Below are 21,635 nucleotides of genomic sequence, written 5' to 3'. Positions count from 1 at the left end.
CCCCCCCCAAAAAAAACGGCCGACCCGAAAACCGGATCAGCCGTTATTTACTCAGCAAATCAAACAGCAATCACGCACTCAGCGAATAGACCAACGCCGAAATCGCCACCAGGCCCACCGCCGTCACGAAGACATTGGACGCCTGACCGCGATAGCGTGCCATCGCCGGCACCTTGCGGATGGCGTACATCGGCATCAGGAACAGGATCGCCGCGATCACCGGGCCACCGAGGGTTTCGATCATGCCGAGGATGCTCGGGTTCAGCGTAGCGACGATCCAGCACACCACCAGCATGAACGCGGCGGTCATACGGTCCAGGGCCTTGGCGGACGGACGCTTGCCGCTCTTGACGATCAGGCCCTTGAGGCCTTCGCTGGCGCCGATGTAGTGCCCCAGGAACGACTTGGAAATGGCCACGAAGGCAATCAACGGCGCCGCGAAGGCAATGGTCGGATTGCTGAAGTGGTTGGCCAGGTACGACAGGATCGACAGGTTCTGCGCCTTGGCTTCAGCCAGTTGCGCTGGCGACAGGGTCAGCACGCAACTGAAGACGAAGAACAGCACCATCACTACCATCAACAGATGGGCACGGGACAGGATCTGCGAGCTGCGTTCCTCGGCGTGTTCGCCATAACGACGCTTCTGGTCGACCGCAAACGCCGAGATGATCGGCGAGTGGTTGAACGAGAACACCATCACCGGAATCGCCAGCCACAGGGTATGCAGCAGCGCCGACGGCGCAGGCACTTGGCTCGCGGTGGCGAGAATGCCGCCGTTCCAGTGCGGAATCAGGTACACCGCCAGAAACAGCAGCGCCACGATGAACGGGTAAACCATCAGGCTCATGGCCTTGACGATCATTTGCTCGCCGCAGCGCACCACGGCCAGCAGGCCAAGGATCAGCACCAGCGACAACACGGCGCGCGGTGGCGGCGTGATGTGCAATTGATGTTCAAGGAAACTGCCCACGGTGTTGGTCAGCGCCACGCTGTAGATCAGCAGGATCGGGAAGATCGCGAAGAAGTACAACAGCGTGATCAGCGCGCCGGCCTTGATGCCGAAATGTTCTTCCACCACTTCAGTGATGTCGGCGCCTTCGCGACCGGACAACACGAAACGGGTCAGCCCGCGGTGTGCGTAGAACGTCATCGGAAACGCCAGCAACGCCAGGATCAGCAGCGGCCAGAAACCGCCCAGGCCTGCGTTGATCGGCAAAAACAGGGTTCCGGCACCAATCGCCGTGCCAAACAGGCCCAGCATCCAGGTGGTGTCTTGGCGATTCCAGCTCGTAAGCGTCGCAGGTGTCGCGTCTACATAGCGTTCGTTAACGCTATTGGCCTGATCATTCATCCGGTGGGATCTCCACATTCCGGTCACTTGCCACCCGGCCAGGACGCGTCGGAATACCCGACAGGCGGCGCCCGGCCGAAACAGGGGCGCGATTCTGGAGGATTAGTGAGCAGAAGCAAAGACTTAGGTGAGGAACGGTGGTACCAGGTAGGCGAAAGTCCCCTGTGGGAGCGAGCTTGCTCGCGATAGCTGCGGCACATCCAACAACCACTTGCCAGACACACCGCTATCGCGAGCAAGCTCGCTCCCACAAGGAATTGCAGTGTTTTCGAGGCTACGTTTCATCGCCAGAAAGCATGGGACACTTGATAAAGGTTCACCATCATGTATTTTTAACCGACCTGCATTCCTTCTGGAGTCTGCCCATGCCACTGGTTCGCGTCGACATCCGAAAACACCGGGACCCCACCCACGCCAGACGCATCGGACAACTGATCTATGCCGCCATGCGCCAGACCATTGGCGTGCCTGAACACGACAACTTCCAGATCCTGGCCGAACACGACGAGAAGCATTTCATCTTTGATCCCGAGTATCTGGGCATCAACCGCACCGATAACCTGGTCGTCATCCAGATCACCCTCAACGAAGGGCGAACCCTGGAGCAGAAAAAAAACCTCTACAAAACCATCGCCGAAAGCCTTAATGCAGAGCTGGCGGTGCGCCTGGAAGACGTTTTCATCAATCTGGTGGAAGTGAAAAAAGAGAACTGGTCGTTCGGCAACGGGATTGCCCAATACGCCCTCTGATAGTCCACCTGCAAACCGAGAATGACCCATGCCCCGAGTTTCCCGCAAACAAGCCGACCTCAACCGCGAGACCATCGTCGATGCCGCCACCCGGCTGTTTCGTGAACGCGGCTTGCACGGGATCAGCGTGGTCGATGTGATGGCCGCCGCGGGCCTGACCCACGGTGGCTTCTACGGGCACTTCGAATCCAGGGAGGCCCTGGCGCAAGAGGCCAGCGGCCGGGCTTTCGAGCAGGCCGCGCAACGCTGGTCAGGACGGGTGGCCGAGCATGACAGCAAGGACGCCGCCCGCCGTGCCGTGGTCGAAACCTACCTGTCCAACGAAAGCCGGGACAAGCCGGGCGACAGCTGCCCGGTGGTGGCCTTTGCCGGGGACATGTGCCATGAGGCCGCCGAGAGCGGACTGCGCCAAACCTATCTGCAAGGCCTGAACAACCTGCTCGATTCCCTTGGCTCGCTGCTGGACGCAGAGGACGAAGCCGGCAAACGGCAGCAGGCGCTGGTGCAGTATTCGCTGATGTTCGGTGCCCTGATGTTGTCCCGGGCCACCCGAGGCGACCCGCTATCGGATGAAATTCTCGAAGCTGCCCGGGCCGCCCTCACGCCGTCGAAGTAAATCGCCCGCCCCCACGCAATAAAAAGATCGCAGGCATTACCAGCCCCTACACTCAGCGCAGTGTCCACAATGGCGCAGGAGCTGCCACGGACTGCGATCGCTGGTGGTTGCCAAGCCGCCCTGAAATCAGCAATCTCAAGTGACGTTCGAGCCGATTTTTCGATGCCCACAGGGAGCCAAGCATGCCTGTAACCGTTCTGGTACTGGTTGAAACCATCAATGAGTACCTGCCTATCCTCGAACATCAGGGCTTTCACCTGATCCTGGCCCCGACGCCCGCCGAGCGCGCCGAAGCCATTGCCCGCCACGCCGGGCAGATCGACGCCGTCCTCACCCGTGGCCCGTTGGGGCTGTATGCCGATGAAATCGCCGCCCTGCCCAACCTCAAGATCATCTGCGTGATTGGCGCCGGCTATGAACACGTCGACCTGCAGGCCGCAGCGAACCGGGGCATCACCGTCACCAATGGCGCCGGGGTCAATGCCTCGTCCGTCGCCGACCATGCGATGGCGCTGCTGCTGTCGCTGGTGCGCGACATACCCCGCTGTGATGCCGCCGTTCGGCGCGGTGAGTGGCCGAAGATCATGCGTCCTTCCCTCGCTGGCAAACGCCTGGGCATCCTCGGCCTCGGTGCCGTCGGCATGGCCATCGCCAAACGCGCGGCCAGTGGCTTCGACATGGCGGTGAGTTACCACAATCGCCAGCATCGCAGCGATGTGCCCTACACCTTCTGCTCCACCCCCACTGAACTGGCCCGTGCTTCGGACTTTTTGATCGTCGCGACCCCCGGTGGTCTCGGGACCAGACACCTGATCAACAAAGCGGTCCTTGATGCCCTGGGTCCCAACGGGTTCATCGTCAACATCGCCCGCGCCAGCGTGATCGTCACCACCGACCTGATCAGCGCCCTTGAACAACGCCGGATCGCCGGCGCCGCACTCGACGTGTTCGACGCCGAACCGAAGGTGCCGGATGCACTCAAGACCCTGAGCAACGTGATCCTCACCCCCCATGTCGCCGGGCTGTCCCCGGAAGCCACCCAGGGCACCGTCGAAATGGTGGGCAAAAACCTCGTGGCGTTTTTCTCCGGCCAACCGGTGCTCACGCCAATCGAACTGCCGTCGGCCGAGAGCCGGCTCGCCCAGTGATGGCGATTCAAACAGCTGTATCAAAAACAATGATTGGCCGGCAACACGCTCACCTATAAGAGCCGTTCGCGGTTGTAGGTGTGCAGTGTGCGCATTAGATTAGCCAATAGTTTCAGGCCTCCAGAATAAGCAGAAGGGATAAGCATGGCGCTTAACGACCAGTCCACCCGTATCCGCACCGGCGAAGAGCTCGATGCCGGCCTGATCGATCCGTACCTCAAGGCCCATATTCCAGGGCTCAGCGGCTTGCCACGGATCAGCCAGTTTCCGGGCGGCGCTTCAAACCTCACTTACTTGCTGGAATACCCCGAACAGGAATTCGTCCTGCGTCGCCCGCCCTTCGGCCACAAGGCCAAGTCGGCCCACGACATGGGCCGTGAATTTCGCATCCTCAATCAACTGCGCGACGGTTTTCCGTACTGCCCGAAAGCCTACGTGCACTGCATCGACGAATCGGTGATCGGTGCCGAGTTCTATGTCATGGAACGGGTCAACGGCATCATCCTGCGCTCGGACCTGCCGCCGGAGCTGGGCCTGGATTCGGCGAAAACCGAAGCCCTGTGCAAGAGTTTCATCGACAAGTTCGTGGAACTGCATCGCGTCGACTACAACGCCTACGGCCTGGGTGACCTGGGTAAACCCGAAGGCTACGTGGCACGACAAATCAAAGGCTGGAGCGATCGCTACGAAAAGGCCCTGACCCCCGATGCGCCACAATGGGAAGCGGTCAAGGCCTGGCTCAACGACAAGATGCCGGCCGACCATCCGACCTCCAGCATCGTGCACAACGACTACCGCTTCGACAACGTGATCCTCGACCCGAACAACCCGATGCAGATCATCGGCGTGCTCGACTGGGAACTGACCACCCTGGGCGATCCGCTGATGGACCTGGGCAACACCCTCGCCTACTGGATCGAAGCCGATGATCCGGCGCCGGTGCAGATGATGCGCCGCCAGCCGAGCCACGCGCCGGGCATGCTCACCCGCCGCGAGTTCGTCGATTACTATGCCGAACGTTCGGGCATCCGCATCGACAATTTCGACTTCTACTACACCTACGGCCTGTTCCGCCTGGCCGGCATCGTGCAGCAGATCTACTACCGCTTCTACCATGGCCAGACCCAGGACAAACGCTTCGCGCAGTTCATTCACATGAACAAGCTGCTGGAGCAGATGAGCTTGCAGGTCATCTCGAAATCCAGCCTCTGACCATATGCGATCCCTGTAGGAGCAAGCCTGCGCGCGAAGACCGTGAACGATAACGCGCACTGACTGGACTCAACTGAACAGCATTAGCCGCAACACGGCATTTGACTCGATAACAAGACTTTTCATAAGGGAATCCCATGTCCAAGACTCAGTTGTTCGACCTCGACGGCAAGATCGCTTTCGTCTCCGGCGCCAGCCGTGGCATCGGTGAAGCCATCGCCAAACTACTGGCCCAGCAAGGCGCCCACGTGATCGTGTCGAGCCGCAAGCTTGAAGGCTGCCAGCACGTCGCCGACGCGATCATCGCCGCCGGCGGCAAGGCCACCGCCATTGCCTGCCACATCGGCGAGATGGAACAGATCAGCCAGGTCTTCGCCGGCATCAAGGAACAGTTCGGGCGCCTGGACATCCTGGTCAACAACGCCGCGACCAACCCGCAGTTCTGCAACGTGCTGGACACCGACCTCAGCGCCTTTCAAAAAACCGTCGACGTGAACATCCGCGGCTACTTCTTCATGTCGGTCGAAGCCGGCAAGCTGATGCGCGAAAACGGCGGCGGCAGCATCATCAACGTGGCGTCGATCAACGGTGTTTCACCGGGTATCTTCCAGGGCATCTACTCGGTGACCAAGGCGGCGGTGATCAACATGACCAAAGTCTTCGCCAAGGAATGTGCGCAATTCGGGATTCGCTGCAATGCCTTGCTGCCGGGTCTGACCGACACCAAGTTCGCCTCTGCACTGGTGAAAAACGAAGCCATCCTGAACACCGCTTTGCAACAGATCCCGCTCAAGCGCGTGGCTGACCCAAGCGAAATGGCCGGCGCAGTGTTGTACCTGGCCAGCGATGCTTCCAGCTACACCACCGGCATTTCGCTGAATGTGGATGGCGGCTTCCTGTCCTGATCGTCTGAACAGCACAAATCCCTGTGGGAGCGAGCTTGCTCGCGATGGCGTTATCAGATTCAACATCGATGTCGACTGATACGCCGCTATCGCGAGCAAGCTCGCTCCCACAGTCGGGGTTGTTGCACATCGCAGCGTCCGGGCTTACTGCGTGACGCAACGAGTCGTGGTAGTGACTCGGGTCACCTGCCCGTCTTCAGCCCGTACATCGCCCAGGACATCGGTTTTATCCATGGCCTGGCAGGTGCGTTCAGGAGGTGGTGGAGTGACCGCTGGAGGGGGTGGCGGACTGGCACAGCCGCCGAGGATCGCCACGCAGAATGCCAGCGACAAGGGTGAGATAACGCGTTTCCCAAGAGTTTTCATAGGTTGACCCGCGATAAGTGATAGACACTTTTTTGTGACAACAAAACCGGCGCGCAAAATCCATGCACCTGTCAAAAAAATAAATATCTGCGAATCATTTATAGCCCAATCCGTGACCAGTATCCGTAAAAGCTGACAGTTCTTACATCACCGAATCAGGGCGCTGCAAGGAATTGCTGTCCAGTTCGTAACGCAGTTCTTCGATCAATGCGGTGACCGATAGTGCGTTTGTAGGTTAACCCTGCCCCTTCGACCGGGATTCACCAGAGAACAGTCCCCCGCTCCCGCGCCCAGACAATCGCCTCGCTGCGGCTGTGCACATTGAGCTTGGAGTACACCGTCGCCACATGGTTGCGCACTGTGTTCGGTGCCAGTTTCAGGCGCGCGGCGATGTCCTTGTCGGCCAGGCCTTCGCAGATCAGACCCAGTACATCGCGCTCACGGGCGGTTAGTTGCCCAGTGCTGGCCCGGTCGGTGACATCGTCCATGATCAAGACCAGCGACTCCGGTTTGCCACGGCCGTCAACCAATACCAGGCTGCGCACGCGATGGACCCAGGTGTACGCTTCGTTCCCCGCCGATGTCACCTCCACCAGCACATCGCTGAACGTCTCGCCACGGGCCACCCGACTGATCGGGTAGCTGTCGGCCGGCACGAGGTGATTGTTGCGATAACGCAGGGCGAAGCGTTTGACATAGGCCTTGGCGTTGCTGCCCAGGTCGCTGATCTGCGAGGCACCGTGCATGGCCAGCGCCGCCTCGTTGGCCCACAGGATGCTCTGGTCGGGATCGAGCAGAATCACCCCGTCGGACAAGCAGGCGATGATTTGCTGCAACTGGCGACGATTGGCCTCCGTGGAAAGGACGTGCTGGCTCATTTCGACTCCACAAGTATGGTGCCCCTGTGAAGAATACGACCGCCGGAGTTTTGGTTAGTGCAACGAACCTTGTGGGAGCGGGCTTGCTCGCGAAAGCGGTTGAGTAGGTCAGCGAAAAGCCTGGAGGGCCGGTGGTCCTTTGACTATTGCACGTTAAAGGACGCGTCAAGCCCCGCCAACTTGTCCGGATTACGCATGATGAAAACCCGATTCACCCGCCCGGTTTCATCGAAAGCAAACGTCATCGACGCGGTGATAACACCGTCGGCCTTGATGATGACGCCTTGTGCACCATTGATTTCAACGGGCAGCCATTCACAGGTTTGCCAATAGGCGTGCAACGACTGACCAATGAAATCCAGCACGCTTTCGATGCCAAACAGCGTTTCACGGATCGCCGAAGCCTTGCCGCCGCTGTCGGCGCAGAGTTCGACGTCTTCGCTCAGCATCTCGCTCAAGTTCGCCGTGGAACCACTGGTGATGGCGTTGTGAAAGGCACTGAGCAACTGGTTTTGGCGCACAGGTTCCGGTTGATAGCGGGTCTGGGCACTGCCAAGACTCGCCTTGGCCCGAGACACCAGTTTGCGGCAAGCGGCTTCCTGCACCCCGACCGCATCGGCAACCTGCGGGTAATCCATGTCGAAGATTTCGTACAGCAGGTACGCGGCACGCTCCTTGGGTGTCAGCCGCTCCAGCAACAACACGAACGCGGTGGACAGCGACGAAGCCAGTTCATGCATGTGCTCGGGTGAATCCTGATGCGCCGTGTGGATCGGCTCCGGCAGCCAGGTACCGATGTAATCTACCCGGGACTTGTGCGCCGACCGTAGCAGGTCAATGCAATGGCGAGTGCACGCGGTGGTAAACCAGGCGGCCGGCGTGGCGATGGAGGCCCGGTCGGCCTCCAGCCACTTGATGAACAACTCTTGCACCGCATCTTCGGCTTCGGCGCGCGAACCGAGAATGCGATAGGCCAGACCAAGCAAAAAGGGCCGCCGCTGTTCGAACACAGTGGCGGCGTTTTCAGCGCAGTTCATCAATCAGTGCCTCGACACCTGCAAGCGGTTCCACAGGTTGATCATGCCGATCTCGGCCGTCAAGGCGCCGATCTGTTCGTCATTGAAGTACGCCCTCAGTTCACCGCGCAGGCTGGCGTAATCGGTTTTTTCATCCAGTATCGTCAAGGCTTCGGTCCACGCCAGCGCGGCGCGCTCCGCAGCGCTGAAATCACTGACGTGACGCCAGACGATCAGGCGATCCAGACGCTCGTTGGTTTCATTGGCTTCCCGGGCTTCGCGGGTGTGCATCTTCACGCAAAAACCGCATTGGTTGATCTGCGAGGCGCGCAGGTGGATCAAGTGCTTGAGGCCTGGATCAAGATCATGCTGATCGAGCGCGACATGAACCTGGGTCAGGCTTTCGAAAACCTGTGGAATCGATTGCAGCAGGTTGACCGCTTGGGTGTTGGACGACATCGTGTTGCTCCACTGATTGAGGGATTCAACAGGATGACGATTGAGGGTTGGGGTTTGTGACGTGCGCTGATTCATTCAGCGCACGTCACTCGGTTCAAGCAGCCAACTCTCCCTTCGCAATCGCCGCCGAAGCCGCCAGCATTGCCCGCAACAGCACCGCACACCCGGCCGCCAGGTCATCCGGCGCGGCATTTTCGATTTCGTTGTGGCTGATGCCGCCTTCGCACGGCACGAAGATCATCCCGGCCGGGCCGAGTTCGGCGAGGAAGATTGCGTCGTGGCCCGCGCCGCTGACAATGTCCATATGCGACAGGCCCAGGCTTTGGGCGGCGCCGCGTACCGCTTCGACGCACCCCTTGTCGAAGTACAGCGGTGGGAAGTCGGCCGTTGGCGTGAGTTCGAAGGTCAGGCCGTGTTCGTCGCAGGTGGTTTCGATGACTTCACGCACTTCGGCAATCATCGAGTCCAGGCGCGCCGGTTCCAGGTGCCGGAAGTCCAGGGTCATGCGCACTTCGCCGGGGATGACGTTGCGCGAGCCGGGATAGGCTTGCAGGCAACCGACGGTGCCGCAGGCATGGGGTTGATGGCTGAGCGCGGCGCGGTTGAGCGCTCCGACGATCACCGCGGCGCCGACCAGGGCGTCCTTGCGCAGGTGCATCGGAGTCGGGCCGGCGTGGGCTTCGACGCCGCGCAGCTTGAGGTCAAACCATTTCTGCCCGAGGGCGCCCATGACCACGCCTATGGTCTTGCGTTCGTCTTCCAGTATCGGGCCTTGCTCGATGTGGGCTTCAAAGTAGGCGCCGACTTTGTGGCCGCTGACTTTGCGCGGCCCGGCGTAACCAATGGCATTCAGTGCCTGCCCCACCGTCACGCCCTCGGCATCGACCTTGGCCAAGGTTTCCTCGAGGGTGAATTTTTCCGCGAACACGCCGGAACCCATCATGCACGGGGCGAAGCGCGAGCCTTCTTCGTTGGTCCAGACCACCACTTCCAGCGGCGCTTCGGTTTCGATGTTGAGGTCGTTGAGGGTACGCAGCACTTCGACGCCGGCCAGCACACCGAAGCAGCCATCGAACTTGCCGCCGGTGGGCTGGGTGTCGATGTGGCTGCCGGTCATCACCGGTGGCAGGTCGGGATTGCGCCCGGGGCGACGGGCGAAGATGTTGCCGACGGCGTCGATGCTCACGATGCAGCCGGCATCGATACACCATTTGACGAAGATGTCCCGGGCCTGGCGATCCAGATCGGTCAGGGCCAGGCGACACACGCCGCCCTTGACCGTGGCGCCGAGCCTGGCCAGTTCCATGAGCGATTGCCACAGGCGGTCGCGGTTGATGTGCTGATGGCTGGACTGCAGAACGTCTACGGCCGCGTTCATGATGATTTCCTCAGGCTGTTCTTGTGTGTTTCTTCAGGCAATTCGTTGGTGAACTTGAGGCCGCCATCGCGGGCAAGCCCGCTCCCACAGGGTTCTCGGGTGTTCACAAAACCTGTGGGAGCGGGCTTGCCCGCGATGAGGCCCTCCCTTACACCGCAGTTTTAGCTATTGATGGGCTGGGCCGCATCACACTCAACCCGTAATAAATAACCCCACCCAGCGCCGAGCCGGTGAACCAGCCATAGCTGTAGAACCAGCTGAACGCGTCGCTGCCCAGGGACAGCAGCGTCAGCACCACCGGCACACCAAACGCGATGAACCCGCTCCAGTTCCACGCCGGATACACGTCATCGCGGTACAGGCCGGCGAGGTCCAGTTGCTGCTTCTTGATCAGGAAATAGTCCACCACCATGATCCCGGCGATCGGCCCCAGCAGGCTGGAATAGCCGAGCAACCAGTTGGAATAGACCGTTTCCAGGCTGAGATCGGAAACGATCAGGCCGAGCTTTTTCAGCAGTTCATGGGCCATCAGCGCCAGTCCGACCAGCCCGGTGAGGATTACCGCCTTGGTCCGGTTGATCGCCTTGGGTGCGATGTTCTGGAAATCGTTGGTGGGCGATACGATGTTGGCCGCGGTGTTGGTCGACAGCGTGGCGATGATGATCAGCGCCATGGCCAGCGCCACCCAGACCGGACTCTGGATATGGCCGATCAGGGTCACCGGGTCGGACACCGTCACGCCCACCAGCTTCACTGAGGCGGCGGTCATCACCACGCCCAGGGAGGCAAACAGGAACATGGTCAGTGGCAGGCCGATGATCTGCCCGACGATCTGGTCCTTCTGGCTTTTCGCGTAGCGGCTGAAGTCGGGGATGTTCAGCGACAGCGTGGCCCAGAACCCGACCATCGCGGTCAGCCCGGCCGCGAAGTAACTGGCCACGCCCGCGCCTTCGGGGCGCTTGGCCGGGATCGCCAGCAACTCGGTCATCGACACGTTGGGCATGGCCCACACCAACAACCCAACCCCCACCAGCACCAGCAGCGGTGCCGAGAGCGTTTCCAGCCATTTGATCGACTCGGCACCGCGAATCACCACCCACAGGTTCAGCGCCCAGAACACCATGAAGCCGATGACCTCACCGGTGCCGCCCAGGGACTTCCAGCCCTCGAACACCGAGCCGAGGAACAGGTGAATCGCCAGGCCGCCGAACATGGTCTGGATGCCGAACCAGCCACACGCCACCAGGGCGCGGATCAGGCACGGAATGTTGGAGCCGAGCACGCCGAAGGACGAGCGCAGCAACACCGGAAAGGGAATACCGTATTTGGTGCCGGGAAAGGCGTTAAGCGTCAGGGGAATCAGCACGATGATGTTGGCAAACAGAATCGCCAGCAGCGCTTCACCGACGGTCAGGCCGAAGTACGCGGTCAGCACACCACCAAGGGTGTAGGTCGGCACGCAGATCGCCATGCCTACCCACAGCGCCGTGATGTGCCATTTGTTCCAGGTGCGTTCGCGCACCTTGGTCGGTGCAATGTCGTGGTTGTAACGGGGACTGTCGAGGACATCGCTGCCGGCTTCAAGCTCGAACAAGCCGTCGCGCTCGGTCACTTGCGATCTGATCTGTTGCATGGCCGCTCCACTGTTCTTTGAATTATTTTTTGCTCATCGGGGGCTGGCGGCATCAATAAACGTGCCGGGTGCCCCGATTACGCATCGGGCAGTTCCATAAACACTCTGTAAGCAACTGATGTTTATCAGTTTTATGCAGTCAACGATGCAGTCCTCAGTTGCATGTCATGCCACTCAGGCCGAATGCCAGACAAGTTGTCCTGACAGTCAGGACTCAATCTGGTGCGTTGATCTTTTTTTCAATGGCTGCGCATCAACCATAGACCATACTCAAACAGCTGATTTCACATAAGAAATCTTGACTATTTTTCGATCCTGTCAAGTGCGTCAAAATGGTGAACGGCCTCACCATTTTGGTGATTCTTGTAATTAATCTTTAAATATCAATTAGTTAATACCTGCATAAGCTTATAAAAAATATTCTTGCCGATTCGGATAACTGCAGCTAGCGTTTAATCCTGACAGCACTGACAGGAATAAATCTGACCGGGCTGTTTTTATATAGAACATCTAGAACCGGCATAAACCGGTCATTGCCTGCGAGGAACTCGGAATGTCTCTGTTGATCCGTGGCGCCACCCTTATTACCCATGATGAAAGTTATCGCGCCGATGTGTATTGCGCAGACGGCGTGATCAAGGCCATCGGCGAAAATCTCGATGTACCTGCAGGCGCCGAAGTGCTCGACGGCAGCGGCCAATACCTGATGCCCGGCGGAATCGACCCGCACACCCACATGCAACTGCCCTTCATGGGCACCGTGGCCAGCGAAGACTTCTACAGCGGCACGGCGGCCGGACTGGCCGGCGGCACCACGTCGATCATCGACTTCGTGATTCCCAACCCGCAGCAATCCTTGCTCGAAGCCTTCCATCAGTGGCGCGGCTGGGCCGAGAAGTCGGCGTCGGACTATGGCTTTCACGTCGCCATCACCTGGTGGAGCGAACAGGTCCGCGAGGAAATGGCCGAACTGGTCAGCCAGCACGGCGTCAACAGCTTCAAGCATTTCATGGCCTACAAGAACGCGATCATGGCCGCCGATGACACCCTGGTGGCGAGTTTCGAACGCTGCCTGGAACTGGGCGCGGTGCCGACCGTTCATGCGGAAAACGGTGAACTGGTGTATCACCTGCAACGCAAGCTGATGGCCCAGGGCATCACCGGACCGGAAGCGCATCCGCTGTCGCGGCCTTCACAGGTTGAGGGCGAGGCCGCGAGCCGGGCGATCCGCATCGCCGAAACCCTGGGCACGCCACTGTACCTGGTTCACGTCTCGACCAAGGAAGCCCTGGACGAAATCACCTACGCCCGGGGCAAGGGCCAGCCGGTCTACGGCGAAGTACTGGCCGGGCACCTGCTGCTGGACGACAGCGTCTACCGCGATCCGGACTGGCAAACCGCCGCCGGTTACGTGATGAGCCCGCCGTTCCGCCCTCGTGGCCATCAGGAAGCGCTCTGGCATGGCCTGCAATCGGGCAACCTGCACACCACCGCCACCGACCACTGCTGCTTCTGCGCCGAGCAAAAATCCGCTGGCCGCGACGACTTCAGCAAGATCCCCAACGGCACCGCCGGCATCGAAGACCGCATGGCGGTGTTGTGGGATGAAGGTGTGAACAGCGGACGCTTTTCGATGCAGCAATTCGTCGCGCTGACGTCCACCAACACGGCGAAGATCTTCAACCTCTACCCACGCAAAGGCGCGATTCGTGTGGGTGCCGATGCCGACCTGGTGCTGTGGGACCCGCAAGGCACGCGGACCATTTCCGCCAAGACCCACCATCAGCAGGTGGACTTCAACATCTTCGAAGGCAAGACCGTGCGCGGCGTGCCCAGCCACACCATCAGCCAGGGCCGCGTGGTCTGGGCCGACGGCGACCTGCGGGCCGAACGCGGGGCCGGGCGCTACATCGAACGACCGGCGTATCCGGCGGTGTTTGATTTGCTGAGCAAGCGGGCCGAGTTGAATCAGCCGGTTGCCGTGAAACGCTGAGAGCGGCCTTCGGCCTATCGCGAGCAAGCTCGCTCCCACAGGTTTTGTGAACACCCGAGATCCCTGTGGGAGCGAGCTTGCTCGCGATGAGGCCCGCACAGACAACACAAAAAACAATGCCCATTCAGAGGCAGCACCTCAAATAACCGTGAGGCCAAAACCGTGATCAAGACCCTGGACCACCTCCCGCATCCCGTTGAGAATGCGGTCGCCCTCGCCGGCCACTTCACCGATCTGGCGCCGCCGCTCAACGAGCGCCAGGCGCACCTGGAAGCCTCGCGCTGCCTGTATTGCTACGACGCGCCCTGCGTGAATGCCTGTCCGAGCGAGATCGACATTCCCTCGTTCATCCGCAACATTGCGCAGGACAACGTGCAAGGCGCCGCGCAGAAAATCCTCTCGGCCAACATCCTCGGTGGCAGTTGCGCCCGGGTGTGCCCGACGGAGATTCTTTGCCAGCAGGCCTGCGTGCGCAACAACACTCACGAATGCGCGCCGGTCATGATCGGCCTGTTGCAACGTTACGCCGTGGACAACGCCCATTTCAGCACGCACCCCTTCCAGCGTGCTGCCGCCACCGGCAAACGCATCGCCGTGGTGGGTGCCGGTCCGGCCGGTTTGTCCTGCGCCCACCGCAGTGCCATGCACGGGCATGACGTGGTGATTTTCGAGGCGCGGGAAAAGGCTGGCGGCCTCAACGAGTACGGAATCGCCAAATACAAACTGGTGGATGACTACGCGCAAAAGGAACTTGAGTTCCTGTTGGAGATTGGCGGCATCGAAATCCGCCACGGGCAGAAACTCGGTGAGAACCTGACCCTCAGTGAACTGCAGCAACAGTTCGATGCGGTGTTCCTCGGCCTCGGGCTCAATGCCAGCAAACAGCTAGGGTTGGCCCACGAAGACGCGCCCGGCCTGCTCGCCGCCACCGACTACATCCGTGAACTGCGCCAGGCCGATGACCTGAGCCAACTGCCCCTGGCCGACCACTGCATTGTCCTCGGCGCAGGCAACACCGCCATCGACATGGCGGTGCAAATGGCCCGCCTCGGCGCCCACGATGTGAATCTGGTTTACCGCCGTGGCATCGAGGACATGGGGGCCACCCATCACGAACAGGAGATTGCCAAGGCCAATCAGGTGCGGCTGATGACCTGGGCTCAACCCGAAGAAGTGCTGCTCGATGACCATGGCCGCGTGCGCGGCATGCGTTTCGCCCGCACCCGTCTGGTGGAAGACCGCCTGCAAACCACCGGTGAAACCTTCGAACTGGCCGCCGACGCGATCTTCAAGGCCATCGGCCAGACCTTCGACGGCAGCGCCCTCAGCGATCCGCTGGCCCGAGAACTCAAGCGTCAGGGCGAACGCATCGAAGTCGATGAGCAACTGCGCACCAGCATCCCCGGCGTGTATGCCGGCGGCGACTGCACCAGCCTCGATCAAGACCTTACCGTGCAAGCCGTGCAGCATGGCAAGCGCGCCGCCGAGGCGATCAACGCTCAACTGATGCTCAACGTGGAGGCTGCGTAAATGGCCGATCTGTCGATTGTCTTCGCCGGCATCAAAGCACCCAATCCATTCTGGCTGGCCTCCGCGCCACCGACCGACAAGGCCTACAACGTGGTCCGCGCCTTCGAGGCCGGCTGGGGCGGCGTAGTCTGGAAAACCCTGGGTGAAGACCCGGCGGCGGTGAACGTGTCTTCGCGCTACTCGGCACACTTCGGGGCTAACCGGGAGGTGCTGGGCTTTAACAACATCGAGCTGATCACCGACCGCTCGCTGGAGATCAACCTGCGGGAGATCACCCAGGTCAAAAAGGACTGGCCGGACCGTGCGCTGATCGTGTCCTTGATGGTGCCCTGCGTCGAAGAATCCTGGAAACACATCCTGCCGCTGGTGGAAGCCACTGGCGCCGACGGCATCGAGCTGAACTTCGGTTGCCCCCACGGCATGCCGGAACGCGGCATGGGCGCGGCGGTCGGCCAGGTGCCGGAATACGTGGAACAGGTCACCCGCTGGTGCAAAACGTATTGCTCGCTGCCGGTGATCGTCAAGCTCACGCCGAACATCACCGACATCCGTGTCGCCGCCCGCGCCGCCCACCGTGGTGGTGCCGATGCGGTGTCATTGATCAACACCATCAACTCGATCACCAGCGTTAACCTCGAACGCATGGTCGCCAATCCCATGGTCGGCAGCCAAAGCACCCACGGCGGTTACTGCGGCTCGGCCGTCAAGCCGATTGCCTTGAACATGGTCGCCGAAATCGCCCGCGACCCGCAGACCCAGGGCCTGCCGATCAGCGGGATCGGCGGCATTGGCAACTGGCGCGATGCGGCGGAATTCATCGCGCTCGGCAGTGGCTCGGTGCAGGTCTGCACGGCGGCGATGCTGCATGGCTTCCGGATTGTCGAAGACATGAAGGACGGCTTGTCACGCTGGATGGACAGTCAGGGCTATGCCAGCATTTCGGAGTTTTCCGGTCGCGCGGTGGGCAACACCACGGACTGGAAGTACCTGGACATCAACTACCAGGTGATCGCGAAGATTGATCAGGAGGCTTGTATCGGTTGCGGTCGCTGCCATATCGCTTGTGAGGACACCTCGCACCAGGCCGTGGCCAGCCTCAAGCAAGCGGATGGCACTCACAAGTATCAAGTGATCGATGAGGAGTGTGTGGGATGCAACCTGTGCCAGATCACCTGCCCGGTGCAGGACTGCATCGAGATGGTGCCGGTGGAGACCGGCAAGCCGTTCCTGGACTGGAATCATGATCCGAGGAATCCGTATCACGTCGGTCCTTGAGGTCCGCGGCGCCTGAACTGACGCTATCGCGAGCAAGCTCGCTCCCACAGTGGATTTGTGTCGTACATCAAACCTGAGTACACCAATGATCCCTGTGGGAGCGAGCTTGCTCGCGATGAGGCCGGCCACTGCAGCACAAATCTCAAGGCTCCAACCCGATCCCCCGCAAAATCACACTGGTCACCGTCTGCACCGCTTTCTCGAACTGCATGTCCGACAGCGGCTGATGGTCGTTGAGAATGTTCACCTGGTGATCGAAGTCGGCGTAGTGCTGGGTCGAGGCCCAGATCATGTACAGCAGGCTCGAGGGCTCCACCGGCAGGATGCGTTTGTCGTCCACCCACTGGCGGATTTTCGCTTCCTTCATCTTGGCCCAGTCGTACAGGCTCGCATCCAGCGCTTCGCCGAGGGTCGGCGCGCCATGGATGATTTCGTTGGCCCAGACTTTCGAGCCATAGGGCCGGCTGCGGGAATGGTTCATCTTGGCGCGGATGTAGCTGCTGAGCACCACACGCGGGTCATCGAACATCTCGAAGCACAGCGCATCCTGCTTCCAGACTTCCAGCAAGTCGAACAGCACGGCGCTGTACAACTCGGTCTTGGTGCTGAAGTAGTAGTGCAGGTTGGAGCGCGGCAGTTGTACTTCAGCGGCGATGTCGGCCATGGCGGTGCTGCCAAAGCCCTTTTCAGCGAAGACTTTTTCCGCCCCCAGCAGGATTTTTTCGACGTTACTGCGACGAATCTCGATCTTGTGATTGCCCATGCGGATCCCCGACAACAACGTTGAGCAAGACTAGCATCCGCTCTGGATCGCGGCGACAGGGGAAAACGAAACTTCGTGCAGCCACTGTCGTAAAGCTAAACTCTGCGCACTTGGAAACTGCCTGAGGTACCCACGATGTTGCTCAAGAAAACCCTGACCGTCGCGGCCCTGCTCGGCACGCTGCCGCCGATGATTTCCAGCTGACAATCCAATCCCTTGTGGGAGCGAGCTTTTGTGGCGAGGGGGCTTGCCCCCGTTAGGCTGCGCAGCAGTCGTAAATATAGACTCCTCGATATGCCTGAAAGTCGTAGGGGCCGCTTCGCGACCCAACGGGGGCAAGCCCCCTCGCCACAGGGAACGGTGCAAGCCTTGAAAATCACACAGCAGGTCAACATGTCGCTAACACTGATCGAACTTGAAGACGAATTCACCCGCCTCACCCTCGCACCGGGGCTTGGCGCCAGCATCGTCAACTGGACGGTGCGCAGCACCGGACAGCCCTTGTTGCGCCACAGTGATGCCCATGCCCTGAACACCGGCCTGCCCGGCAAACTCGGCTGCTTTCCCTTGATCCCCTGGTCCAACCGCATCGCCGATGGCGGTTTCGATTGCCCCGATGGCTGGCTGGCACTGGCGCCCAACAGCCTCACCGATCCCCTGCCGATTCACGGCAGCGCCTGGCAGCAGGCGTGGGACATGGTTTCCCGGTCGGAAAATGAAGTGGTCCTGCAACTCGACGGCACAACCCCCTTCGCTTATCGCGCCCGGCAACGTTTCCATTTGAGCGCGGGCAAGCTGAGCATCGAACTGCACGTCACCCACCTGGCCGAGCACGCTGCGTGGCATGGCCTGGGATTGCATCCGTATCTGCCGCGCACCGCGAACACCCGACTACAGGCACCCGCCCGGCATGTGTGGTTGTGCGACAGGGCAAAACTGCCGACAGAACTCAGCGCATTGCCGCTCGAGTGGGATTTCCAGCATCTGAAGGCATTGCCCGAATTGCTGGTGGACAACGGCTTCTGCGAATGGAACGGTCACTGCCTGATCGAGCAAGCGGATCTTGGTTACACGCTCGACTGCCAGGCCACCGGCAGCGATTACTACCTGCTGTACTGCCCCGTGGGCCTGGAGTTTTTCTGCATCGAACCGGTGAGCCATCCGGTCAACGCGCACCACCTGCCCGGTCGGCCGGGGTTGCGTTTGCTGGAACAGGGCCAATCCACCGAACTGGGTTTCACCCTGCAGTTTCGACCGCTTCAGGCAGATGCTCCCAACAGTTGACTCAATACCGCTCGCAACTTGCCAGGCTTCACCGGTTTGTTCAGCAAGGGTGCGTTGAGCCGCTGCAACGCACGCCGACATTGGTCGGTGCGGTCGGCGGTAATGATCACCGCGGGAATGTCCTGGTGGAAATGCTCGCGTAAATGTCGCACCACATCACAGCCGACCACCCCGTGATCGAGGTGATAGTCCGCGAGAATCAGCTCCGGCGCTTGTCCGCGTAACGCTGCCAGTGCAGCCGCTTCATCGGTGGCGACCAGAACGTCGCAGCCCCACTGCCCGAGCAACGCGCCCATGCTTTCGAGAATGCTCACTTCGTTGTCGATCACCAGCAGACGGCGGCCCGGCAGCGGATTGCCGGTGCCCGGTTGTGGTACCGCCTGGCTCACGGGCAACGGAACCTCGTCGGATATCGGCACCTCGATGCTGAACATCGAACCCCGCCCCGGCAACGAGTACACGCCGACTTTATAGCCAAGGATCTTGGCGATGCGCTCGACAATCGCCAGCCCCAGGCCCACGCCCTTGCGGTCGGCGGCGCGACCGACATCCAGTTGGTTGAACTCGAGGAAGATCGAATCGAGCCGGTCGGCGGCGATGCCACGCCCGGTGTCCCAGACCTCCAGGCGCAGCATCTCGCCCCGACGCCTTACCGCCAGCAGGATGCTGCCTTCATCGGTATAGCGGCAGGCATTGCTGAGGAAGTTGCGCAGGATCCGCGTCATCAGGCGCAAGTCGGTGCTGATGGCGTAATCGGCCATGCGCACCCGCAGGTTCAAGCCGGCCGCCTGGGCGACGGACTGGAACTCCGACACCAGCGGCCCCAGCAGTTCATCGAGGCGGTACGACGCGATGTCCGGCTTGACCGCGGCCTGATCGAGCCGGGAAATGTCGAGCAGATCCGTCAACAGGTCTTCGGCCCCTTCCAGGGCCTGGTGAGTGCGCTCCACCAGCACCTGTTCGGCTTCCGGCAATTGGCGTTCGCGCAAGGTCGAAACCAGCAACCGCGCGGCGTTCAGCGGTTGCAGCAGGTCGTGGCTGGCGGCGGCGAGGTATTTGTCCTTGCTGTGATTGGCGGCCTCGGCGGCATCGCGGGCATCGCGCAAGGCCTTGGCGATCTGTTTACGCTGGGTGATCTGCTGCTGAAGGTTGCGGTTGGCTTCGAGCAGTTCATTGGTGCGCGCGACGACGCGCAGCTCCAGTTCGTCATTGAGTTGCTGCAGGCGTTGCTGGGCCTGTTTGCGCTCGGTGATATCGGAAACGAACCCCTCCACCAGCCCTTCCTGGCCAGGTTTGAGCAGCAGGTTCATCAACACATCGAGATGGCTGCCGTCCTTGCGGCGCAAGCGGGTTTCATAGCCGTGCAGGCTGCGCTGGTGCCTGAGGATCTCGCCGATGTTTTCCAGCTCCTGCGCGCCGTCGACAAACAGGGCGCCGGCCAGGTCGGTCAGGGAGAACAGCACCTCCTGCGGGTCCTGATAGCCAAGCATGCGTGCCAGCGCCGGGTTGGCGGCACGCATGCCATCGTGCAGGCTGGCCTGGAAGATACCGTGCACCGCGTTTTCGAACAGCCACTTGTAGCGGTTACGCTCGGCTTCCAGATCATCCAGGCGCGCGGCCAGTTCCGGGTAATGACTCTTGCGCGCCGAATGGCTGCCCAGCCCCAGCAGCCCGGCCAGGGCGCGTTGTTGCTCGTCAGAGGGCTTCGCCATAGACGACCTCGACATCACGCTGGCTGGATTCGCGCGGGTTGGTCAGGATGCACGGATCGTGCATCGCATGCTGCGACAGGAACGGAATATCCGAGGTCCTGACGCCATGCAAACCGAGGGTTTCGTGAAAGCCGATGGCGTGCTTGAGGGCGATCAGGTGTTCGACCAGGCGCCCACAGATCTGCCGGTGATTCAGGCCTCGGCAGTCGATGCCGAAGGTCTCGGCGATCACCTTGAAGCGCTCCGGTGCCGAGTTGTAATTGAAGGCCACCACATGCTCGACGAGCACCGCGTTGCACAGGCCGTGGGGCAGGTCCAGAAAGCCGCCGAGGCTGTGGGACATGGCATGCACGGCGCCCAGGATGGCGTTGGAAAACGCCAGCCCGGCCTGCATGCTGCCGAGCATGATCTTCTCGCGCAGGGCGATGTCGGTCGGGTTGGCGATCATTTGCACCAGATTGCCATTGATCAGGCGCATCGCCTCCAGCGCATGGGGGTCGGTCAACGGCCCGTGGCCGGTGGACACGAAGGCTTCGATGGCATGCACCAACGCGTCGATGCCGGTACAGGCCGACAGGAACGGGTCCATGCTCAGGGTGGTTTCCGGGTCGATCAGCGAAACGTCCGGCACCACGGCCTTGCTGACGATGGAGAACTTCATGCGCTCCTGCTGATTGGAAATGATCACGAATTGCGAGACATCGGCCGAGGTGCCGGCGGTGGTCGGAATCAGGATCAGCGGCGGGCTGGGCACGCGGATGGTGTCCACGCCCTCGAAATCGAGAATGCTGCGGCCATGGGCGACGACGATGCCGATGCCTTTGCCGCAGTCCATCGGGCTGCCACCACCGACGGCGACGATCACGTCGCAGTGGTTTTCCCGGTACATCTCGGCACCGAGCATCACCTCTTCGACCCGTGGGTTGGGCGAGACATCGCTGTACAGGCAGTATTCGATGCCCAGCGCTTGCAGGCTGGCCTCGACATCGGCGACCCAGCCGGCGGCGATCACGCCGGGATCGCTGACCACCAGCACCTTGCGTGCGCCAAAGGTCTTGGCGTAATTGCCGACACTGTGCCGGCTACCGGCACCGAAGATGATTTCAGGGGAAACGAACTTGCGCAGCTGGTTGAGACTCTGGCTCATTGGAAAGCCTGTTTTTATTGTTTTGGAAGGTAGAAACCACACTAAACCATCCAGCTGCGAATGCAATCAGACCAAGGTCATCCGCCCTATTCTGCGAACGCCGCAGCCCCCTGTGGGAGCGAGCTTGCTCGCGATAGCTGCATCACAGTCGACATCAATGTTGATTGTGCCGACCTCATCGCGAGCAAGCTCGCTCCCACAGGGGATTTATGTCGCCAGA

The 21,635-nt window shown here is 60.8% G+C and carries 18 protein-coding genes and 2 pseudogenes; 9 read left to right on the top strand and 11 right to left on the bottom strand.

Annotation, left to right across the window (positions count from 1 at the left end; translation table 11 throughout):
- Nucleotides 1–70: 70 nt before the first annotated feature.
- Nucleotides 71–1,351, bottom strand: a complete 1,281-nt coding sequence (locus ABIE16_RS08200; RefSeq protein WP_057715067.1) for a serine/threonine transporter — start codon at nucleotides 1,349–1,351, stop codon at nucleotides 71–73.
- A 365-nt stretch (nucleotides 1,352–1,716) separates the two neighbouring features.
- Here ABIE16_RS08200 and ABIE16_RS08195 point away from each other — a divergent pair, with 365 nt between their 5' ends.
- From ABIE16_RS08195 to ABIE16_RS08175, 5 genes are all read left to right on the top strand, one after another.
- Entirely contained in the window at nucleotides 1,717–2,100 is a 384-nt protein-coding gene (locus ABIE16_RS08195) for a tautomerase family protein (RefSeq protein WP_429520859.1), read from the top strand.
- Between the two features lie 28 nt (nucleotides 2,101–2,128).
- Entirely contained in the window at nucleotides 2,129–2,716 is a 588-nt protein-coding gene (locus ABIE16_RS08190; protein WP_223502143.1) for a TetR/AcrR family transcriptional regulator, read from the top strand.
- Between the two features lie 182 nt (nucleotides 2,717–2,898).
- The gene (locus tag ABIE16_RS08185; protein ID WP_429520858.1) at nucleotides 2,899–3,864 is read left to right on the top strand and encodes a 2-hydroxyacid dehydrogenase; all 966 of its coding nucleotides are present in this window, start codon (nucleotides 2,899–2,901) and stop codon (nucleotides 3,862–3,864) included.
- Between the two features lie 144 nt (nucleotides 3,865–4,008).
- Entirely contained in the window at nucleotides 4,009–5,076 is a 1,068-nt protein-coding gene (locus ABIE16_RS08180) for a phosphotransferase family protein (RefSeq protein WP_429520857.1), read from the top strand.
- A 137-nt stretch (nucleotides 5,077–5,213) separates the two neighbouring features.
- Nucleotides 5,214–5,981 carry an SDR family oxidoreductase gene (locus ABIE16_RS08175; protein ID WP_150718376.1) on the top strand — a complete coding sequence of 256 codons (768 nt, stop codon included), beginning with the start codon at nucleotides 5,214–5,216 and terminating at the stop codon, nucleotides 5,979–5,981.
- A gap of 144 nt (nucleotides 5,982–6,125) precedes the next feature.
- On the opposite strand, the gene ABIE16_RS08170 is transcribed toward ABIE16_RS08175, so the two are convergent.
- The 7 genes and pseudogenes from ABIE16_RS08170 to ABIE16_RS08140 all read right to left on the bottom strand — a co-directional run bounded on the left by ABIE16_RS08170 (nucleotide 6,126) and on the right by ABIE16_RS08140 (nucleotide 11,711).
- A complete protein-coding gene (locus ABIE16_RS08170; RefSeq protein ID WP_139212678.1) occupies nucleotides 6,126–6,347 on the bottom strand; it encodes a hypothetical protein in 222 nt (73 codons plus the stop codon).
- Nucleotides 6,348–6,607: 260 nt separating this feature from the next.
- Nucleotides 6,608–6,742, bottom strand: a pseudogene (locus tag ABIE16_RS08165) (response regulator transcription factor); the annotation flags it as partial.
- Between the two features lie 57 nt (nucleotides 6,743–6,799).
- A pseudogene (locus ABIE16_RS08160) lies at nucleotides 6,800–7,225 on the bottom strand (PAS domain-containing protein); the annotation flags it as partial.
- A 143-nt stretch (nucleotides 7,226–7,368) separates the two neighbouring features.
- Nucleotides 7,369–8,262 carry an RNA polymerase sigma factor SigJ gene (sigJ, locus tag ABIE16_RS08155; protein WP_429520856.1) on the bottom strand — a complete coding sequence of 298 codons (894 nt, stop codon included), beginning with the start codon at nucleotides 8,260–8,262 and terminating at the stop codon, nucleotides 7,369–7,371.
- A gap of 3 nt (nucleotides 8,263–8,265) precedes the next feature.
- Complete coding sequence (locus ABIE16_RS08150) at nucleotides 8,266–8,700, bottom strand: carboxymuconolactone decarboxylase family protein (RefSeq protein ID WP_090454979.1); 435 nt, start codon at nucleotides 8,698–8,700, stop codon at nucleotides 8,266–8,268.
- Nucleotides 8,701–8,794: 94 nt separating this feature from the next.
- Entirely contained in the window at nucleotides 8,795–10,078 is a 1,284-nt protein-coding gene (locus tag ABIE16_RS08145) for a Zn-dependent hydrolase (protein ID WP_429520855.1), read from the bottom strand.
- Between the two features lie 148 nt (nucleotides 10,079–10,226).
- The gene (locus ABIE16_RS08140) at nucleotides 10,227–11,711 is read right to left on the bottom strand and encodes an NCS1 family nucleobase:cation symporter-1 (protein ID WP_429520854.1); all 1,485 of its coding nucleotides are present in this window, start codon (nucleotides 11,709–11,711) and stop codon (nucleotides 10,227–10,229) included.
- Nucleotides 11,712–12,264: 553 nt separating this feature from the next.
- Between ABIE16_RS08140 and hydA the strand changes: the two genes are divergently transcribed.
- The 3 genes from hydA (at nucleotide 12,265) to preA (ending at nucleotide 16,509) form a co-directional block, all read left to right on the top strand.
- The gene (gene hydA / locus ABIE16_RS08135; RefSeq protein ID WP_218498240.1) at nucleotides 12,265–13,704 is read left to right on the top strand and encodes a dihydropyrimidinase; all 1,440 of its coding nucleotides are present in this window, start codon (nucleotides 12,265–12,267) and stop codon (nucleotides 13,702–13,704) included.
- Between the two features lie 162 nt (nucleotides 13,705–13,866).
- Nucleotides 13,867–15,234: an NAD(P)-dependent oxidoreductase gene (locus ABIE16_RS08130; RefSeq protein WP_218498241.1), complete on the top strand. Its 1,368-nt coding sequence runs from the start codon at nucleotides 13,867–13,869 to the stop codon at nucleotides 15,232–15,234.
- Nucleotides 15,235–16,509 (top strand): NAD-dependent dihydropyrimidine dehydrogenase subunit PreA, encoded by a 1,275-nt coding sequence (gene preA / locus ABIE16_RS08125; RefSeq protein WP_340316197.1) that lies wholly within the window; start codon nucleotides 15,235–15,237, stop codon nucleotides 16,507–16,509. It abuts the gene before it with no gap.
- Nucleotides 16,510–16,651: 142 nt separating this feature from the next.
- On the opposite strand, the gene ABIE16_RS08120 is transcribed toward preA, so the two are convergent.
- Nucleotides 16,652–17,272: a TetR/AcrR family transcriptional regulator gene (locus tag ABIE16_RS08120; protein WP_008046717.1), complete on the bottom strand. Its 621-nt coding sequence runs from the start codon at nucleotides 17,270–17,272 to the stop codon at nucleotides 16,652–16,654.
- 393 nt (nucleotides 17,273–17,665) lie between these two features.
- Here ABIE16_RS08120 and ABIE16_RS08115 point away from each other — a divergent pair, with 393 nt between their 5' ends.
- Nucleotides 17,666–18,556 carry an aldose 1-epimerase gene (locus ABIE16_RS08115; protein WP_429520853.1) on the top strand — a complete coding sequence of 297 codons (891 nt, stop codon included), beginning with the start codon at nucleotides 17,666–17,668 and terminating at the stop codon, nucleotides 18,554–18,556.
- Here the strand turns inward: ABIE16_RS08115 and ABIE16_RS08110 are convergent.
- The gene (locus ABIE16_RS08110; protein WP_090454974.1) at nucleotides 18,532–20,268 is read right to left on the bottom strand and encodes a PAS domain-containing hybrid sensor histidine kinase/response regulator; all 1,737 of its coding nucleotides are present in this window, start codon (nucleotides 20,266–20,268) and stop codon (nucleotides 18,532–18,534) included. The genes ABIE16_RS08115 and ABIE16_RS08110 overlap by 25 nt on opposite strands.
- A complete protein-coding gene (ercA, locus tag ABIE16_RS08105) occupies nucleotides 20,252–21,415 on the bottom strand; it encodes an alcohol dehydrogenase-like regulatory protein ErcA (RefSeq protein WP_057715188.1) in 1,164 nt (387 codons plus the stop codon). Before ercA ends, ABIE16_RS08110 begins: the two co-directional genes overlap by 17 nt.
- Between the last annotated feature and the right edge of the window lie 220 nt (nucleotides 21,416–21,635).

This window comes from Pseudomonas sp. 2725, assembly GCF_050434585.1.
Classification (GTDB): Bacteria; Pseudomonadota; Gammaproteobacteria; order Pseudomonadales; family Pseudomonadaceae; genus Aquipseudomonas; species Aquipseudomonas jessenii.
The sequence above is the reverse complement of the archived record's forward strand: the minus strand, read 5'-3'. Positions and strand labels throughout refer to the sequence as shown.

Excerpts from the sequence above, each read along its gene's own strand:
- ABIE16_RS08200 (WP_057715067.1), bottom strand. The coding sequence starts at position 1,351 with ATGAATGATCAGGCCAATAGCGTTAACGAACGCTATGTAGACGCGACA.
- ABIE16_RS08195 (WP_429520859.1), top strand. The coding sequence starts at position 1,717 with ATGCCACTGGTTCGCGTCGACATCCGAAAACACCGGGACCCCACCCAC.
- ABIE16_RS08190 (WP_223502143.1), top strand. The coding sequence starts at position 2,129 with ATGCCCCGAGTTTCCCGCAAACAAGCCGACCTCAACCGCGAGACCATC.
- ABIE16_RS08185 (WP_429520858.1), top strand. The coding sequence starts at position 2,899 with ATGCCTGTAACCGTTCTGGTACTGGTTGAAACCATCAATGAGTACCTG.
- ABIE16_RS08180 (WP_429520857.1), top strand. The coding sequence starts at position 4,009 with ATGGCGCTTAACGACCAGTCCACCCGTATCCGCACCGGCGAAGAGCTC.
- ABIE16_RS08175 (WP_150718376.1), top strand. The coding sequence starts at position 5,214 with ATGTCCAAGACTCAGTTGTTCGACCTCGACGGCAAGATCGCTTTCGTC.
- ABIE16_RS08170 (WP_139212678.1), bottom strand. The coding sequence starts at position 6,347 with ATGAAAACTCTTGGGAAACGCGTTATCTCACCCTTGTCGCTGGCATTC.
- sigJ (WP_429520856.1), bottom strand. The coding sequence starts at position 8,262 with ATGAACTGCGCTGAAAACGCCGCCACTGTGTTCGAACAGCGGCGGCCC.
- ABIE16_RS08150 (WP_090454979.1), bottom strand. The coding sequence starts at position 8,700 with ATGTCGTCCAACACCCAAGCGGTCAACCTGCTGCAATCGATTCCACAG.
- ABIE16_RS08145 (WP_429520855.1), bottom strand. The coding sequence starts at position 10,078 with ATGAACGCGGCCGTAGACGTTCTGCAGTCCAGCCATCAGCACATCAAC.
- ABIE16_RS08140 (WP_429520854.1), bottom strand. The coding sequence starts at position 11,711 with ATGCAACAGATCAGATCGCAAGTGACCGAGCGCGACGGCTTGTTCGAG.
- hydA (WP_218498240.1), top strand. The coding sequence starts at position 12,265 with ATGTCTCTGTTGATCCGTGGCGCCACCCTTATTACCCATGATGAAAGT.
- preA (WP_340316197.1), top strand. The coding sequence starts at position 15,235 with ATGGCCGATCTGTCGATTGTCTTCGCCGGCATCAAAGCACCCAATCCA.
- ABIE16_RS08120 (WP_008046717.1), bottom strand. The coding sequence starts at position 17,272 with ATGGGCAATCACAAGATCGAGATTCGTCGCAGTAACGTCGAAAAAATC.
- ABIE16_RS08115 (WP_429520853.1), top strand. The coding sequence starts at position 17,666 with ATGTCGCTAACACTGATCGAACTTGAAGACGAATTCACCCGCCTCACC.
- ABIE16_RS08110 (WP_090454974.1), bottom strand. The coding sequence starts at position 20,268 with ATGGCGAAGCCCTCTGACGAGCAACAACGCGCCCTGGCCGGGCTGCTG.
- ercA (WP_057715188.1), bottom strand. The coding sequence starts at position 21,415 with ATGAGCCAGAGTCTCAACCAGCTGCGCAAGTTCGTTTCCCCTGAAATC.